Consider the following 17,020-nt stretch of genomic DNA (forward strand, 5'->3'; position numbering starts at 1 on the left):
ATCGTTGATTAATTGCTTTTTCTATTTTGTAATATGATTTTTCTCATGAAAGGAATTATTGTTTCGAGTTATCTTTGTTTTTTTTAATACTAATTCAAACCCATTTTTTTCATTTTTAGAAATATCAAAAGTGCTGAAAAGCGATATTTTTGTAAAAGTTTTTCGTAATATTACTACATAAATAAGTTGGGATGAGAAAAATCAAGTATAAGAAAGGAAGGAAAATGCAACCTTATAATTTAGAATATACAGGTATTCATAAAAGTAAGGAATCGGAGATGCAATTGTTTGTTTATGATGATTTGAATCTTACCGAATATGAGGATTTTAAGGTTTCAGATTTAGATAAATATATTGATGAACAAAAAACAAATTGGATTAATATTCACGGTTTAAATAATGTTGATTGGTTAAAATCGATTGGAGATTATTTTGAAATCGATAATTTCATGTTGGCCGATATTTTAAATACCGCCCGAAGAACAAAATTGGAAGAGTCTCATGATTTTTTGTTTTTTAATATAAAATCACTCTTGCCTGCGGAACATTCGGATAATATAAGTGTGGAACAAATTAGTTTTTTGTTAAAAGATGGGATTCTAATTTCTTTTCAGGAAAAGCGAAGTGACTTTTTTACCCATATTCGAGAACGCATTCGAACGCATTCAGGAATTGTCAGAACAAAGAAAGCTGATTATTTGTTGTACATTCTTCTGGATGCCATCATGGAAAATTTCTACATCACTTTAGAAAACGAGGAAGATAAAATAGAGGAATTGATTAATCTTACCAAGGAAAGTGTTGATCCCATAATTTTAGAAAAAATAGAGAAGCACAGGGATAATTTAAATTTTCTAAAACGCTCCATTATTCCACTTCGGGATTCTTTATATGATATAAAAAGTATAAAAGACGATAACATATTTAATGTGATGGAAGCAGATAGTTTTAGCTTTTTTGCCCGATTGCATCAAAAGAGTTTGGAACTTTTAGAACAAATTGAATCCGATATGGGATCTTTGGAAAGTGCGTCTAATTTCTTTTTTTCGGCACAAACGCATAAGATGAATGAGATTATGAAAACCCTGACCATTGTATCGGCGATATTTATTCCGCTTACTTTTATTGTGGGGGTTTACGGAATGAATTTTGAATATATGCCGGAACTCAAACGTCATTATGGCTATCATACCGTTATTGGCGCAATGTTTTTAATAGTAGTTGGAATGATTGTTTATTTTAAAAAACGCCGTTGGTTTTAGAAATTAAAAAGGAATGCATCCAATTAATTTGGAATTAAATTTAAAAATAAAAAAATGAACAAGGCCATATACATTGCAACAAGCGAACAAAATAGTGGGAAGTCGATTATTACGTTGGGATTGATGAGTATGCTTATTGGCAAAATGGCCAAAGTTGGTTATTTTAGACCGATTGTTGAAGATTTTGAAGAAGGAGGATTTGACAATCATATTGAAACCGTGATTGGTCATTTTGGGATGGATATTGAATTTGAAGATGCATATGCCATAACAAAAAGTAAATTAATCAAAAAGAAAAACAAGGGAAAAATAGGAGAGGTTCTCGATTTGATTATTGAAAAATATAAGAAATTAGAAGAGCGTTTCGATTTTGTTTTGGTTGAAGGAACCAGTTTTACCGGAGAAGGAACAGTTATCGAATTAGATATGAATGTTTTGATTGCCAAAAATCTTGGGATTCCAACTATTATCGTGGGCTCCGGAGTGGGCAAAACATTAGAGGAATTGATAGATAGTCTTTACCTAGCTTACGATTCTTTTAAAGTCAAAGATGTCGAAGTTTTGGCTGTCATCGCCAATAAAGTGCAGCCGGAAAATATTGAGTTAGTAACCAACGGTTTAAAGAAAAGTTTGCCCGAAAGTATATTGGTCAATTCAATTCCTTTGATTCATAATTTGAATAATCCAACGGTACAGGAAATTGTAAATGAGTTAGATGCTAAAGTTTTATTTGGCTCGGCACACTTGAACAATCAAACCGGGAATTTTAGCGTAGGCGCCATGCAATTGTGTAATTATTTGTTGCATTTAAAAGAAAATAGCTTGGTAATCACTCCTGGAGACCGAGCCGATATTATTCTTGGCGCATTACAAGCTAATGAGTCCGTAAATTATCCTACTATTTCCGGAATTGTTTTGACAGGGAATATCTTGCCGGAAATTAGTATTTTGAAATTGATAGAAGGACTTTCTACCATTGTTCCAATTATTGCGGTGGAAGAAGGCACGTATTATATTACCAATAAAATAGGTTCCATTAAATCCAAAATTTACGCAAACAACAAGCAGAAGATTGAAATTTCGATCAATACTTTCGAAAAATATGTCGACTTAGACAACTTGGCTGAAAAGCTAATTACTTTTGAAGCGGAGGGAATGACTCCAAAAATGTTCCAATATAATTTGGTAAAAAGAGCCAGACAACACAGGAAACACATTGTTTTACCGGAAGGAAATGATGAAAGAATCATTATTGCAGCCTCACAATTATTGACGATGGATGTGGTTGATATTTCGATTATCGGCAACAAAAAACAAATTGAAAGTAAAGTGGCGGAATTGGGACTACCTTTCGATTTTTCTAAAGTACAAATCATAAATCCGATAGAATCAGAGCATTATGATGATTATGTAAACACCTATTATGAGTTGCGAAAAGCAAAAAATGTAACCATAGGAATGGCTAAAGATTTAATGGAAGATGTCTCGTATTTTGGAACGATGATGGTGTATAAAGGGCACGCGGACGGAATGGTTTCCGGAGCGGCACATACCACGCAACATACTATTTTACCTGCGTTGCAGTTCATTAAAACCAAACCCAATTCCTCCGTGGTTTCCTCGATATTTTTCATGTGTTTAGAAGACAGGGTTTCTGTTTTTGGAGATTGTGCCATTAATCCAAATCCTACTGCAGAACAATTAGCAGAAATAGCGATTTCCTCTGCCGATTCCAGTTTGGCTTTTGGTATTGAACCAAAAATCGCCATGCTTTCCTACTCATCCGGTTCATCCGGAAAAGGAGATGAAGTAGATAAAGTAAGAACTGCAACTGAAATAGTGAGAAGAAAACGTCCCGATTTAAAAATTGAAGGACCAATACAATATGATGCTGCAGTTGATATGAGTGTGGGTAAAAGTAAAATGCCAAATTCAGAAGTGGCAGGACAAGCCAGCGTTCTAATTTTTCCAGATTTAAATACAGGAAATAACACCTATAAAGCGGTTCAAAGAGAGACTGGTGCATTAGCCATCGGTCCGATGTTACAAGGATTGAACAAACCGGTTAATGATTTAAGCCGTGGTTGTACGGTAGATGATATTATAAATACAGTCGTGATTACGGCTATTCAAGCACAAGGATTATAAATGCTAGTTTACCTCAAGATTCTGCTAAAAACAAAATTAAAATTTGACAAAGTTCTATTAATAATTTTAAAATGATAAACTTTCAAAAAATAGAAATTAAAGATAAAAATGATTTTAAAAAGGTACCAAATCCATTTATTGGCTTAATAACAAAACAACATTTAGGGAAAACCTGCATTTCTTTTAAAACCGATAGAGATGATGTAACGTTATCAAGAGAGCTGAAAAAAATATTAAATAAGATCAATTTTGAAAAATCAAACTTATTATTTTTAACTAATAATTTAACTCTTGAAGGGGAAGAAATTTTAAAGAAAAATTCAATAGAATACATTAATATATCTAATTTTCCTTGGACGGATGAAAGTTATATTTCAATCAGAAAATAAAGTAAAAAATGAAAATATTATTTGTTTGCAGTAGGAATAAAAGGAGAAGTCGAACAGCAGAAAAAATATTCAAAAACCATAACTTGTTTTATGTAAAGTCTGCTGGATTTAGCGAAAAAAGCCCTGTCAGAATTTCTGAACAATTAATATTATGGGCAGATTTAATATTTTTAATGGAATATGAACATTCTAAAAGGCTTCGTCAATTATTTGATAAAATCGATTTGCCAAAAACGGAAGTTTTAAATATTAAGGATAATTATGAGTTTATGGACCAAAAATTAGTAAGTTTTTTAAATGAAAAAGTAAATAACTATCTGGAAAAAATCAGCATCTAATAGGTGCTTGGGGAGATTGGGGGTCTAGGCTTAATTTAAAGTTGGTTTTGTACTTTATAGTATTGTATTAAACGAAAGACAAGCCTTCCTTAATCCTCAACCTCCGGGACTATAGTTTAAGAGTTTAAAAACTTTAAGCTAAATAGTAGAATAAATAGAAAAAAAGTAAACACAAAGTAATATCGTCCGGTCACCCTTTCCTTCGGAGAGGGTTGGGGAGAGGAAAAAAATTATAAAATGAAAATAGTAATTATCAACTCAGGAAGTTCGTCTATAAAATACCAATTAATCGACATGCCGGCGAATGAAGTTATTTGTTCGGGGATGATTGACAGAATAGGATTGGAAACTTCAAATCTAACGTATGTAACCAATACTACTAAATTAGAAGAAACGTTGCCTATTGCGAACCATAAAATTGGTTTGGAAAAAATTGCCAAATTACTGATGGATGAAAAAGTGGGGGTAATCAAAAGTACGGATGAGATTGAAGCTGTCGGGCATCGTGTGGTGCATGGCGGAAGCGCTTTTTCGAATACGGTAATCATTACCAGTGAAGTAAAAGATAAAATCAGACAGCTTTTTGATTTAGCGCCTTTGCATAATCCTGCTAACTTGGAAGGAATAAATGTTGCCGAAGAAATTTTTAATTCCGCAAAACAAGTGGCCGTTTTTGACACGGCATTCCATCAGACGATTCCTGTTGTGGCACACAAATATGCGGTGCCAAATTACCTTTTGACGGAGAATAAAATTCGCGTGTACGGTTTTCACGGAACGAGTCACAAATATGTTTCGGAAAATGCGATTCATTATTTGAAGTATAATTGTAAGAATAAAGGTGCTAAAATCATCACGATACATTTAGGAAACGGTTGCAGCATGACCGCAATAAAAGACGGAAAAAGTATCGATCATACGTTGGGTTTTGGTCCAATGAACGGATTGATTATGGGAACCCGAAGCGGCGATGTGGATCAATCCGTGATTTTTTATCTGGTAAATACGTTGGGTTATTCGCTTGAAGCCGTGAATACGATGTTGCAAAAACAAAGCGGAATGCTTGGGCTTACCGGCTACAGCGATTTAAGAGATATTGAAGCCAATGCGGAGAACGGAAATGCCGATTGTCAGTTGGCTTTAGCTATGAATGCATACCGAATAAAGAAATATATTGGTTCTTACACAGCCGTTTTAAACGGACTTGATGCCATTATTTTTACGGCTGGAATTGGAGAAAATTCATCTTATATCCGAAAATTAGTGTGCACCGATATGGATTATTTCGGAATAGAATTGGATGCATCCAAAAATGAAATTCGTTCGAAAGAAATTCGAGAAATCAACACACCAGATTCCAAGACTAAAATATTGGTTATTCCTACCAATGAAGAAATCGAAATTGCCAATCAGGTATTTGAATTACTGATGAATTAAGAAAATAACCAATTCAAAAAAAGCTTCTGTATGCAGAGGCTTTTTTTATGCCTTTTATTTAAGAAATCTAATTATATTTGGATATAAAACACCACATTTTGAAAGCAAGAATTACAATAATAATCCTATTCTATTTCATTTCATCTCAATTGTATTCACAGGAGTTACTTCCCTTTGTTGAAAATTACAATAAATCTGATTATCAAGGGGATAATCAGATTTGGAGTGTCGCACAAGGAAATGATAACGCGATGTATTTTGCCAATAATTATTATTTGTTGCGCTATGATGGTGTAAAATGGGAGAAATACAGCTTGCCTAACAAAACAATCATTCGCTCCGTAATGGTTGATGGTGACCGGATTTATACCGGTTCTTATAAAGAATTTGGCTATTGGCATCGAAAAAATGGAAAGATGTTTTATGTTTCCATTTCTGATAAAACCAAGGTTTTTGGCGATAGTGATAATGAAGAGATTTGGAAAATATTTAAATTCAAGGGTAAGATCTACTTTCAATCTTTTAATGGAATTTTTCTATTCGATGGGAAAAAAATTAAACAAAGCAAGTTTGATTTTCTGGTTTCCTATTGCTTCCCGGTTGGCAATGAGTTGTTGGTTGCTTCAGTAGAAAAAGGAATTTATAAAATGAATAATTCCAAATTCGAAAAAATAGAAGGATGGTCTGTTTTAGAGAATAACGTCATCCATGCTATTGAAAAACATCAAAACAAAACCTATATTTTTACTAAAAAAAATGGGGTTTATGTGGAAGATAAGGGCGTTTTAAGTCCTTGGAAAGATCCTTTAAACGATATTTTGAAAGCGGCTAATATCAATGTTGCTAAATTCATTAAAAACAATAAATTAATCATAGGAACAGCTAATAAGGGTGTTTATGTTTTTGATTTGAATTCCGGTTCATATAAAAATATCAATCGAAATAACGTATTGATGAACAATTCTATCTTAAGTATTAGTCAGGACACTGAGAATGATTTATGGCTTGGCTTGGATAACGGAATAGCACATATTGAGGTCAATTCTCCTATTTCTATTTTTTATGATAATTCAGGAATTTTAGGTTCCGTTTATTCTGTAGCGAGTACTCCAAAAGGCTATTTGATGGCTTCCAATCATGGTGTCTTTAAATATGAGGACAAGCAGCTTTCGTTAATTCCAAATACCCAAGGGCAGGCTTGGAATATCAGTAAAATAAACACTAAATTCCTCATAGGACATAACGAAGGTACTTTTATTTATGAGGACGGATTGTTCTATAAATTAAGTACTATAAATGGAGGTTGGAATTTGGCAAAAAGTAGCATCAATAATTCGTATTTACAGGCAACTTATAGCGGTGTGGTCATTTATAATGATGCCAATAATTTGAAAAATACTATTGTTGTAAAGAAAATAATGAAGCCTATAAAATACGTTGCCCAAAATAGAAAAAATGAAATATGGGCAGCTGATAACAATAGGGGATTGTATCGAATTCTGTACAATGAGGCCAATGAAACTACCAATGTTGAAAATGTTACCCAACGCAGTAAAATCAGCAATGATTTTGGAGTGAAAATATTTGAGTTTAGAAACGAAATCCTTTTTTTAATCAACAAGTCTTGGTATACCTATAATTCAATCAACAATCAATTAGAAAAAAATAAATTGTTTAATGCCAACTTTAAGAATGTTTCAAACATCGTTGCCATTGACGAAAATCATTTTTTGGTACTTCAAGATGGGCTTTTGTATCATATTTATGCCAATGGAAATAATTTTATCCGAAATATCATTCAAGAGAAATATTACAAAGGAAAAATTATTAATGATAATTTGAAAGTATTCAAGAATAAAGACAATTATCTATTGAATCTTGACGATGGTTTTATTTCACTTCAATTAAAATATACGAGTAAACAAAAAGGCAAAGTAAGCATTGAAGCCTTTGTCAATGATGATTTGATTGAAAACAAATCAAAAATTAAGTATAATTCAGAAATTAGAATACATGTAATATCTGGAGTTTACGGAGTAACGAGTCCTAATTTAGTTTATAAGACAAATGAAACTAAAGATTTTATACCTGTAAAAGGAGGATTGATTGTTTTGAATAACTTAAGTAGTGGTTCACATGAAATCACTATTTACCAACATGATGGATTGCATTATAATACCATTTCAAATTTTCAGTTTATGGTGGCACAACCATGGTATTTCTCTCTTTGGATGATAGTGTTGTACTTATTTATAATAGGGATGATTTTATATCTGTATTATAAATGGAATAAAATGCGATACATTCAAAAACTGGAATTACGTGAAGAAGAATTGAAGCATCAGAAGAAAATCTTGGAGATGGAGTTAAAAGCCGAAAATGAGCTAACCAGCCAAGAATATGAAAAACATATTTTAGAACTTGAATTGCAATCAAAATCATCTGAGGTTGCAGGTAAATCACTTTCGATAGCGAAGCAAAGTGAGATGATTGAAAAAATTCAAGGAATTCTGGATGCAGAAACTGATTTTAATAAGTTAAAAAGTGAAATTAAAAAAGCCATAAAAATAAATGCATTAAATAAGCATGAATGGGAAACTTTTGAAACCAATCTGAATCAAATACACAATGAGTTTATCGTTATGTTATCAAAGAAATATCCAAACCTAACTTCAAAGGATATTAAGCTCTGTATTTACTTGAAAATGAATCTTTCCTCCAAGGAAATTGCACCAATGATGAATATTTCTTTCAGAGGAGTTGAGTTGCATCGCTATCGATTAAGAAAGAAATTAAACCTTACACAGGATGAAAATCTTTCTAAGTTTTTATTAAACATATAAATAAGTTGTTTTTTTTACAGATAATAGATTTATAGAGTTATTTTTTTAAGAAATCACAATACATCATTACTACATCAGGCACCTCTGTATAGTACCTCAATGTTATTATTAATTGCTTTAAATCATTGATTTATCTCGCTATTTTAATGATTTGATGTGTTTATGTAGTACCTCTATGTTGCTTACTATAACGTTGTAATTATCTAAGTTTGACTCAACTAACTTTAACAAATTATTAATATATGAGAAATTTTATTTTTAGCTTTTTAGCTCTCATTTTACTTCCGGCATATATGTCTGGACAAGTAATTAAGGGACAAGTTTTAGACTCAAAAGGAATGGCAATTCCAAGTGCGATTATAGTAGCGACAGATTCTAAAACTTCAACTGATACTGATTTTGACGGGAATTTTAATATCAACGCCAAAGTAGGCGAAGTATTAAAAATTAGCATGGTAGGTTTTGATGCCATTTCAATAAAAGCAACAGTGAATTCTATGAGAATAATACTCTCAGAATCGAAGGATACTGAACTAAAAGAAGTTGTTGTCATTGGGTATGGGACACAAAAAAAATCTGACATTACAGGTTCCATTGCAGTTGTATCTCAAAAAGATTTATCTGACAGACCTAATGCAAGTGCCGTGAGTTCGCTGCAAGGAAAAGTAGCGGGAGTTTCAATTATTAACTCAGGTAGTCCTGGTGGACAACCAAGTATTTCAATCAGAGGAATTGGTAGTATTTCAGGGAGAGATGTTCTTTATGTTGTTGATGGAGTAATTACAAATGATATTTCTTATTTGAATCCAAATGATATAGACAAAATGAGTGTCCTTAAAGACGCTTCAAGTTCTGCAATTTATGGAATTAGAGCGGCAAATGGAGTTATTGTTATTACCACCAAGTTAGGCAAAAAGGGAGTTGCTGAAAACATAAAATTCAATTATGATTCTAATATTGGTTTTCAGACTCCAACTAATGTTCCGCAATATGCAAATGCATCAGACTATGTTGCATTATACAATGAAAAGTTAACTTTTGAAGGCAATAGTGATCCATCAAAAGTATTAACCCTTGCCCAGTTTAATGGAGCAAATACAAACTGGATGGATGAAATTTTGAAGAAATCATCTTTTACAAATTCACATAATATAGGTATGAATGGTGCTTCAGAAAAAGCGAAGTATGCAATGGGATTAGGTTATTTTACACAGGATGGTATTATGAATGCCGGTAAGGGAGTAAGTTCTGGAGAAGATTATAAAAGAATTACAGCTCGTTTCAATGGTACCTATGATGTGTCTGACAGATTTAGAATAGGAGGTAGTTTAGCGTATTTAAAGTCGGATTCAAATGATGCCAACGCACCATTTCAAGTTGCTAGGATTACACCATCTGTTATTCCTGTTTATAATACGGATGGTTCTTATGGAACTGCGCCTGTTAGTGCAGGTTTAGGAACAGCGGGGAATAATAATCCAAGAATGATGTTGGATATCTTTAGAGGAAAATCAAAAACAACAAGAAGTTTATTAAGTGGTTTTGCTGAGTATGATTTTTTTAAAGACTTAACATATAAAGTTAACTTTTCAAGGGATTTTGAAACTTCTTCCAGTTATGGTTATACTCCGGAATTCACACCAATTGGTAGTGCAATACTTAGTCATAGTAAGCTTATAGAAAACAATGGTTCTAGAGATAATGTTTTGGCAGAAAATACACTTGTTTGGACAAAATCTTTTGACAAACATAGAATTGTTGTTTTGGGTGGAGCAAGTAGAGAAAGCCGAAAAACTAGAAATTCTTCGTTTTCAGTAATTGATGTTCCTTTTAATGGTTCTGATGAGACATTATACCTAAACTTAGGTACGTCCTTAACGAACTTATTACAAAATAATGCTGGAGCACAGGGCAGTGAAACGCGTTTTCAATCTTATTTTGGTCGTTTGCAATATGCTTATGACGATAAATATCTTATAAATGCTACTGTTCGTCGTGATGGAGCATCGGTGTATAATTTTGATGGAAATCAAAAATCAGCAACTTTCCCTTCATTAGGTTTAGGTTGGGTAATTAGTAAAGAAAATTTTATGAAAAACTCAGGGTTAGACTTTTTGAAAATAAAAGGAAGCTGGGGTAAACTTGGAAATGCAACCATTACCAGACAATTTGACAATACAGCTTCTAATCAAGCCGGAGCATTTTTCGGAAATCCCTCAGCAGTAAATACGGCAATATCAATTACACAATTAGTAGATCCATCGATTGAGTGGGAAGTAGTAACGGGGACTGATTTAGGGTTTGAATTGCGAACTTTTGATAATCGTTTATCAGTTGAAGGAGGGTATTATATAAAAGAGACTAAAGATGCTATTTTTAATATTACAAATTTAACAACGTCTGGTTTAGGAGGAAGTTATTATACTAATGCAGGTTCATTTGAAAATAAAGGGGTTGAATTTTCAGCGACTTGGAATGATAAAATTGGAGAGAAATTTACCTATTCCGTTTATGGTAATTTAACAACGATTAAAAATGAAATTACAAGTGTTATAGGAGGCTCTTTCTTTAACACGGGGCCTAGTTTATTTGGTAACCAAATAAAAAGATATGAAAATGGGCAGGAATTAGGAGCCTATTATGGCTTTCAGACTGACGGAGTGATACAAACTCAAGCTGAAGCTACTGCTTTAGGTTCAAAAGTGGGGGCATTCAAATTTAAGGATTTGGATGAAAATGGAGTAATAGATAATGAGGATAAAACCTTTTTAGGAAGTCCAATTCCTGATGTAACGTATGGTTTTGGTATAAATTTAGCATATTCGAAAATCGATTTTGCGGTCGAATTTCAAGGTGTTGCAGGGAATGAGATCTATAATTTTAATAGAAACTCTCGATTTGGAAACGAAAATTGGGATCAAGATTTTGTAAACAATCGTTGGACAACTACTAATCCTACGAATAGTTATCCAGCAGCTAATTCAGATCAAACGTCTTCTCGTCCAAGTTCATTTTACGTAGAAAAAGGAGATTATTTTAGAGTACGTACTATTCAATTGGGATATGCAATTCCCGAAAATTTATTAAATAAAATTAAAATTCAAAAATTGCGATTTTATTTAAGTGCACAAAATCCATTCACAGCATTCAAATACAATGGTTTTTCTCCTGAATTAGGAAGTCAAAGTATTGAGAATTTAGGAGTAGACAACAATGCTTACCCACTATCAGCAATCTATAGTTTTGGTATTAATTTAAATTTTTAATAAAATGAAAAAAATAATTTTTATACTTTTTGGTATAACACTTCTTAGTGCTTGTAGCGATAGTTATCTCGATATAAAACCAGAAGATCAGATTGAAGCTGATAATTTCTTTAAGACAAAAGAAGATGCTTTAGCCTCTGTAAACGCTATTTATGCTAATTTAAGAGCATGGGATTTAGCCGCTTTTTCCCCTATGATTTTATCGATATCTTCTGATGATGTTGAAAAAGGAAGCTCTCCGGGTGATGCCTCATTTTTTACCGATATTAATAATTTCACTTTCACATCATCTGCAGGTATAATTGGAGGGTATTGGTCTGGGCAATTTAAAGGGATTAATTTAAGCAATCAAACCATTTCTAATATTCCAAATATTGTTATGGATGAAACATTAAAAACGAGATTGCTTGCTGAAGCTCGTTTTTTGAGAGCCTATCATTATTTTAATTTAGTGAAAACTTATGGAGGAGTGCCTATTTATGATGGTCTTCCTGCTGATGGTAATTATAACCTTCCAAGAAATACAAAAGAAGAAGTGTATAGCTTTATTTTGGCTGATTTAAAATTTGCCGATGAGAATTTACCCGCTGCCTATGGAGCTACAGATATTGGAAGAGCGACTAAAGGTGCTGCAAAAGGATTTGAAGCTAAAGTAAATATGTATTTAGGGAATTGGAACGAAGTCTTATCATTTACTAATGCAGTGATAGGAATGGGATATGATTTATTGCCAAATTATAACAGCGTATTTCGTATTGCAAATGAAAATAGTGTCGAATCACTTTTTGAAGCACAATGCACCTATGTTTCTGGAAACTGTGACTTGTCAAATTCTCAATATTCTCAAGTACAAGGCGTAAGAGGACAATATGGTTGGGGATTTAATGTGCCTTCACAAGATTTGTCTGATTCCTATGAAGCAGGTGATGTCCGTAGAGATGCCACTATTATTTACAGAGGTGAAACCACGCCAGAAGGTGATTTTATTGCTCTAATTGGAGACAATCCGATGTACAATCAAAAATCGTATGTGCCATCTGGACAAATTGGGAATTGCTCTGAAGGTTCTGAACAGAACATTAAAATAATGCGTTTTGCCGAAATTCTTTTAATGAATGCTGAAGCAGCAAACGAAACAGGTGATACTCCTTTAGCATTAATTTCTGTTAATAAAGTGAGAGTAAGAGCGGGATTAATTCCATTACTTTCATTACCTAAAGCACAACTTCGTGAAGCAATTTGGAAAGAAAGAAGATCAGAAATGGGAATGGAAGGAGATCGATTTTTAGATGTCGTGCGTCAAGGAAGAGGAGCAACTGTTTTGGGTCCGCTTGGATTCACATCTGGAAAGAATGAAGTTTTCCCAATTCCAGCAGAAGCAATCTCTTTGAGTAACGGTGTTCTTACTCAAAACTCTGGTTATTAATTGGTTTTATTCTCATTTCTCTTGTTTTTTTGAGAGAAATGAGAATAATTTATTTTTACAAACAGTATAAAAATCGAAAATTTAAAGATGATTAAAATCTCAGTTTTATTTATGTTTTTTACTTTTTTGGGTTGTAGTTCCTATGGAGATAAACCAAATGAGAGTACAGCGGTAAATCCACCAATTATAAAATTAACGGATGAAGAACTAATCGATTTAGTACAAAAACAAACCCTTTCTTATTTTTGGGATTATGCTGAGCCTAATTCAGGGATGGCGAGAGAACGCTATCATCCTGATGGTATTTATCCTGAAAATGATGCTCATGTTGTAACAACAGGGGGCTCTGGTTTTGGCTTGATGGCCATCGTTTCAGGTATGTCTCGTGGCTATATCACTAAAAATCAAGGTACGGAAAGATTAAATAAAATTGCCAATTTCCTTGCTAATGCAGATCGTTTTCACGGAGCTTGGTCGCATTGGATTGACGGAAATACAGGTAAAGTAAAACCATTTGGTACAAAAGATAATGGTGGAGATTTAGTTGAAACGTCTTTTTTGGCAGCAGGTTTTATAACCGTTCGGGAATACCTTAAAAACGGAACAGCTGAAGAAAAGGCTGTTAGTCAAAAATTCGACGAACTCTGGAAAGGAATTGATTGGCAATGGTACACGAACAATCAAAATAAATTATTTTGGCATTGGTCACCTAATTACGATTGGCAAATGAATTTTGCTCTTGAAGGTTATAACGAATGTTTGATTACATATGTTATGGCAGCAGCTTCACCAACACATCCAATCACACCTGCGGCGTATCATGAAGGCTGGGCAAGAAGTGGTGCAATAGTTTCGGCTAAAACCAAATACAATTTGCCTTTGATTTTAAAGCACAATGGTGCTGAAGAATTCGGAGGGCCTTTATTTTGGGCACATTATTCCTATTTAGGATTAGATCCAAATCAGTTAACTGACAAGTATGCTAATTATTGGGATTTGAATTCCAATCATACAAAAATCAATTATTTGTATGCTGTTGCCAATCCAAAAAAATTCAAAGGCTATGGGGCCAATTATTGGGGATTGACTGCGTCTTATTCTAGAAATAGTGATGAATCCATTGGTTATGATGCACACATGCCCAGCAATGACAAAGGAGTCATTTCACCTACAGCCGCAATAAGTTCCATTGTTTATACGCCGGTTGAGTCTATTGCCTTAATGCGAAATTTATATGAAAACTATAAAACGGAAACTTGGGGTGTAGCTGGATTTTACGATGCAAACAGTCTACAGTATAAATGGACAGCGCAACGCTACTTAGCGATTGATCAAGGACCAGAAATAGTGATGTTAGAAAATTATCGTTCGGGTTTATTATGGAAACTATTTATGAATGCACCTGAGGTAAAACAAGGTTTAATTAATCTTGGTTTTCACTCAGGGAAATATGGGTTTTAAGGGACAGTAATGCCAACGTTGCGCTAACAATTTTTGATGATGCAAATCACGATAGTTGGACAAAAGTATATGACAACCAAGAAATTTATGACTGGATGTTCAAACAAACAAAAATAGATAAAATGAAAATTAAACTTATTATACTCCTTATTGGCTTTTCGCTTTTTGGTTATAGCCAAAAAAAGACAACTAAAAAGGCGGTTACAATTAAACCAAAAACCGAATTCGTAGCGGAGTTGCTTTCGAAAATGACTTTGGAAGAGAAAATTGGTCAATTGAATTTACCCACTTCGGGTGATATTACAACTGGTGCTGCCAGTAGTTCTAATGTGGCTAAAAATATCGAAGAAGGTAAAGTTGGCGGTTTGTTCAACATCAAATCAGTTCAGAAAATAAAAGAAGTACAGAAAATTGCTGTCGAAAAAAGCCGATTGAAGATTCCGTTGCTTTTTGGAATGGATGTAATTCATGGCTATGAAACGACCTTTCCTATTCCGCTTGGATTGTCTTGTACTTGGGACATGAAATTGATTGAACGCAGTGCTCAAATTGCTGCTAAGGAAGCCAGTGCCGATGGAATCAACTGGACATTTTCGCCTATGGTTGATATTTCCCGTGATCCACGTTGGGGAAGGGTTTCTGAAGGTTCAGGTGAAGATCCGTTTTTGGGAAGTCAAATTGCAAAAGCAATGGTCAACGGGTATCAACAAAATGATTTGTCAAAGAACAATACCATTTTATCGTGTGTGAAACATTTTGCTTTATATGGCGCGCCAGATGCAGGACGTGATTACAATACGGTTGATATGAGCCGAATAAAAATGTACAATGATTATTTTCCTCCATACAAAGCCGCTATTGATGCCGGCGTAGGTTCGGTTATGGCATCTTTCAATGAGATTGACGGAATTCCTGCAACGGGAAACAAATGGTTAATGACTGATGTGTTGAGAAAACAATGGGGTTTCAACGGTTTTGTGGTGACTGATTTTACAGGGATTCCAGAAATGATAGAACACGGAATGGGGGATTTGCAAACCGTATCTGCTTTGGCATTAAATGCCGGAATTGAAATGGATATGGTAGGTGAAGGGTTTCTTACGACTTTAAAGAAATCATTGGATGAAGGAAAAGTGAGCATCGAACAAATAGATAATGCGGCTCGTCTTATTTTGAATGCCAAATATGATTTGGGATTGTTCCATGATCCGTATAAATATTGTGATGAAAAAAGGGCTAAAACAGAAGTTTTTACAAAAAGCCACAGAGCTGAAGCAAGAGCTATTGCTGCACAGTCTTTGGTTTTATTAAAAAATAACAATCAGTTGCTTCCTCTTAAAAAATCAGGGACTGTTGCTGTTATTGGGCCATTGGCTGATGCCAAAGAAAATATGGCGGGTACTTGGAGTGTGGCTACCAATATGGATAAATCCATTTCATTACTAGCAGGAATCAAAGAAGTTGCCGGTGATGCTACAAAAGTGCTTTACGCCAAAGGGAGTAATCTGGATTATGATGCGGCTTTCGAAGAAAAAGCGACCATGTTTGGAAAAACGTTGCACCGAGATAATAGAACTTCTGCAGAATTATTGACGGAAGCCTTGAAAATAGCGAGTCAGTCGGATGTAATTGTTGCAGCTTTAGGTGAATCAGCAGAAATGTCCGGAGAAAGCAGCAGTCGAACTAATTTAGAGATTCCACAAGCGCAAAAAGACTTATTGCAAGCATTATTGAAAACGGGGAAACCGGTTGTATTGGTTTTATTTACAGGTCGGCCTTTGGTGTTGGTTCAGGAAAATGAAACGGTTCCAGCCATATTAAATACTTGGTTTGCAGGAAGTGAAGCAGGAAGCGCTATTGCTGATGTTTTGTTTGGAAATGAAAATCCTTCCGGAAAATTAACGGCGACGTTCCCAAGAAGTGTAGGGCAGGTGCCTATTTATTACAATCAAAAAAATACAGGAAGACCACTTGCGAACAAAGAAGGGAAATTCGAAAAATTCAGATCGAATTATATTGACGAAAGAAATGAACCTTTATTTCCTTTTGGTTTTGGATTGAGCTATACCACTTTTAAATATTCAAACTTGAAAATTTCATCCGATAAAATGAATTTCAACGAGAAATTAATGGTTAGCGTTGACGTTACAAACACAGGAAATTATGATGGGAAAGAGGTAGTTCAATTGTACATAAGAGATTTAGTTGGGTCAGTTACAAGACCTTTAAAAGAATTGAAAGGATTCCAAAAAATAGTCCTTAAAAAAGGAGAAAAACAAACGGTAATTTTTGAAATTTCTGTAGAAGAATTAAAATTCTATAATTCAGATTTACAGTTTATTGCTGAGCCGGGTACTTTTCAAGCTATTGTAGGTACGGATTCAAGCACTGATAATAAAGTTGATTTTTTGTTGATTAAGTAGATTTTGGTTAGTTTATTTATGATCAGC

General features: G+C 33.9%; 10 protein-coding genes. All 10 read left to right on the top strand.

Annotated elements, in window-relative coordinates:
• Positions 1-191 precede the first annotated feature (191 nt).
• Positions 192-1,262, top strand: coding sequence for a magnesium/cobalt transporter CorA (gene corA, locus E0I26_RS10420; protein WP_131916420.1), 1,071 nt, complete (start codon positions 192-194; stop codon positions 1,260-1,262).
• A gap of 54 nt (positions 1,263-1,316) precedes the next feature.
• On the top strand, positions 1,317-3,410 hold the full coding sequence (gene pta, locus E0I26_RS10425; protein ID WP_131916421.1) for a phosphate acetyltransferase: 2,094 nt from the start codon (positions 1,317-1,319) through the stop codon (positions 3,408-3,410).
• Positions 3,411-3,481: 71 nt separating this feature from the next.
• On the top strand, positions 3,482-3,799 hold the full coding sequence (locus E0I26_RS10430; RefSeq protein WP_131916422.1) for a hypothetical protein: 318 nt from the start codon (positions 3,482-3,484) through the stop codon (positions 3,797-3,799).
• An 8-nt stretch (positions 3,800-3,807) separates the two neighbouring features.
• Positions 3,808-4,137: a low molecular weight phosphatase family protein gene (locus E0I26_RS10435; protein WP_131916423.1), complete on the top strand. Its 330-nt coding sequence runs from the start codon at positions 3,808-3,810 to the stop codon at positions 4,135-4,137.
• Positions 4,138-4,374: 237 nt separating this feature from the next.
• Positions 4,375-5,574 carry an acetate/propionate family kinase gene (locus tag E0I26_RS10440; RefSeq protein ID WP_131916424.1) on the top strand — a complete coding sequence of 400 codons (1,200 nt, stop codon included), beginning with the start codon at positions 4,375-4,377 and terminating at the stop codon, positions 5,572-5,574.
• 98 nt (positions 5,575-5,672) lie between these two features.
• On the top strand, positions 5,673-8,417 hold the full coding sequence (locus E0I26_RS10445) for a helix-turn-helix and ligand-binding sensor domain-containing protein (protein ID WP_131916425.1): 2,745 nt from the start codon (positions 5,673-5,675) through the stop codon (positions 8,415-8,417).
• Positions 8,418-8,659: 242 nt separating this feature from the next.
• Positions 8,660-11,683 carry a SusC/RagA family TonB-linked outer membrane protein gene (locus E0I26_RS10450; protein WP_131916426.1) on the top strand — a complete coding sequence of 1,008 codons (3,024 nt, stop codon included), beginning with the start codon at positions 8,660-8,662 and terminating at the stop codon, positions 11,681-11,683.
• A gap of 4 nt (positions 11,684-11,687) precedes the next feature.
• Positions 11,688-13,109, top strand: coding sequence for a RagB/SusD family nutrient uptake outer membrane protein (locus tag E0I26_RS10455; RefSeq protein WP_205728794.1), 1,422 nt, complete (start codon positions 11,688-11,690; stop codon positions 13,107-13,109).
• 87 nt (positions 13,110-13,196) lie between these two features.
• The gene (locus E0I26_RS10460; protein WP_131916427.1) at positions 13,197-14,570 is read left to right on the top strand and encodes a glucoamylase family protein; all 1,374 of its coding nucleotides are present in this window, start codon (positions 13,197-13,199) and stop codon (positions 14,568-14,570) included.
• A gap of 122 nt (positions 14,571-14,692) precedes the next feature.
• A complete protein-coding gene (bglX, locus tag E0I26_RS10465; protein WP_131916428.1) occupies positions 14,693-16,993 on the top strand; it encodes a beta-glucosidase BglX in 2,301 nt (766 codons plus the stop codon).
• The last annotated feature ends 27 nt before the right edge of the window (positions 16,994-17,020 follow it).

Origin of the sequence: Flavobacterium rhamnosiphilum, assembly GCF_004349195.1 — a bacterium.
Classification (GTDB): domain Bacteria; phylum Bacteroidota; class Bacteroidia; order Flavobacteriales; family Flavobacteriaceae; genus Flavobacterium; species Flavobacterium rhamnosiphilum.

Coding starts and splice junctions, on each gene's coding strand:
- corA (WP_131916420.1), top strand. CDS start 192: ATGAGAAAAATCAAGTATAAGAAAGGAAGGAAAATGCAACCTTATAAT.
- pta (WP_131916421.1), top strand. CDS start 1,317: ATGAACAAGGCCATATACATTGCAACAAGCGAACAAAATAGTGGGAAG.
- E0I26_RS10430 (WP_131916422.1), top strand. CDS start 3,482: ATGATAAACTTTCAAAAAATAGAAATTAAAGATAAAAATGATTTTAAA.
- E0I26_RS10435 (WP_131916423.1), top strand. CDS start 3,808: ATGAAAATATTATTTGTTTGCAGTAGGAATAAAAGGAGAAGTCGAACA.
- E0I26_RS10440 (WP_131916424.1), top strand. CDS start 4,375: ATGAAAATAGTAATTATCAACTCAGGAAGTTCGTCTATAAAATACCAA.
- E0I26_RS10450 (WP_131916426.1), top strand. CDS start 8,660: ATGAGAAATTTTATTTTTAGCTTTTTAGCTCTCATTTTACTTCCGGCA.
- E0I26_RS10455 (WP_205728794.1), top strand. CDS start 11,688: ATGAAAAAAATAATTTTTATACTTTTTGGTATAACACTTCTTAGTGCT.
- E0I26_RS10460 (WP_131916427.1), top strand. CDS start 13,197: ATGATTAAAATCTCAGTTTTATTTATGTTTTTTACTTTTTTGGGTTGT.
- bglX (WP_131916428.1), top strand. CDS start 14,693: ATGAAAATTAAACTTATTATACTCCTTATTGGCTTTTCGCTTTTTGGT.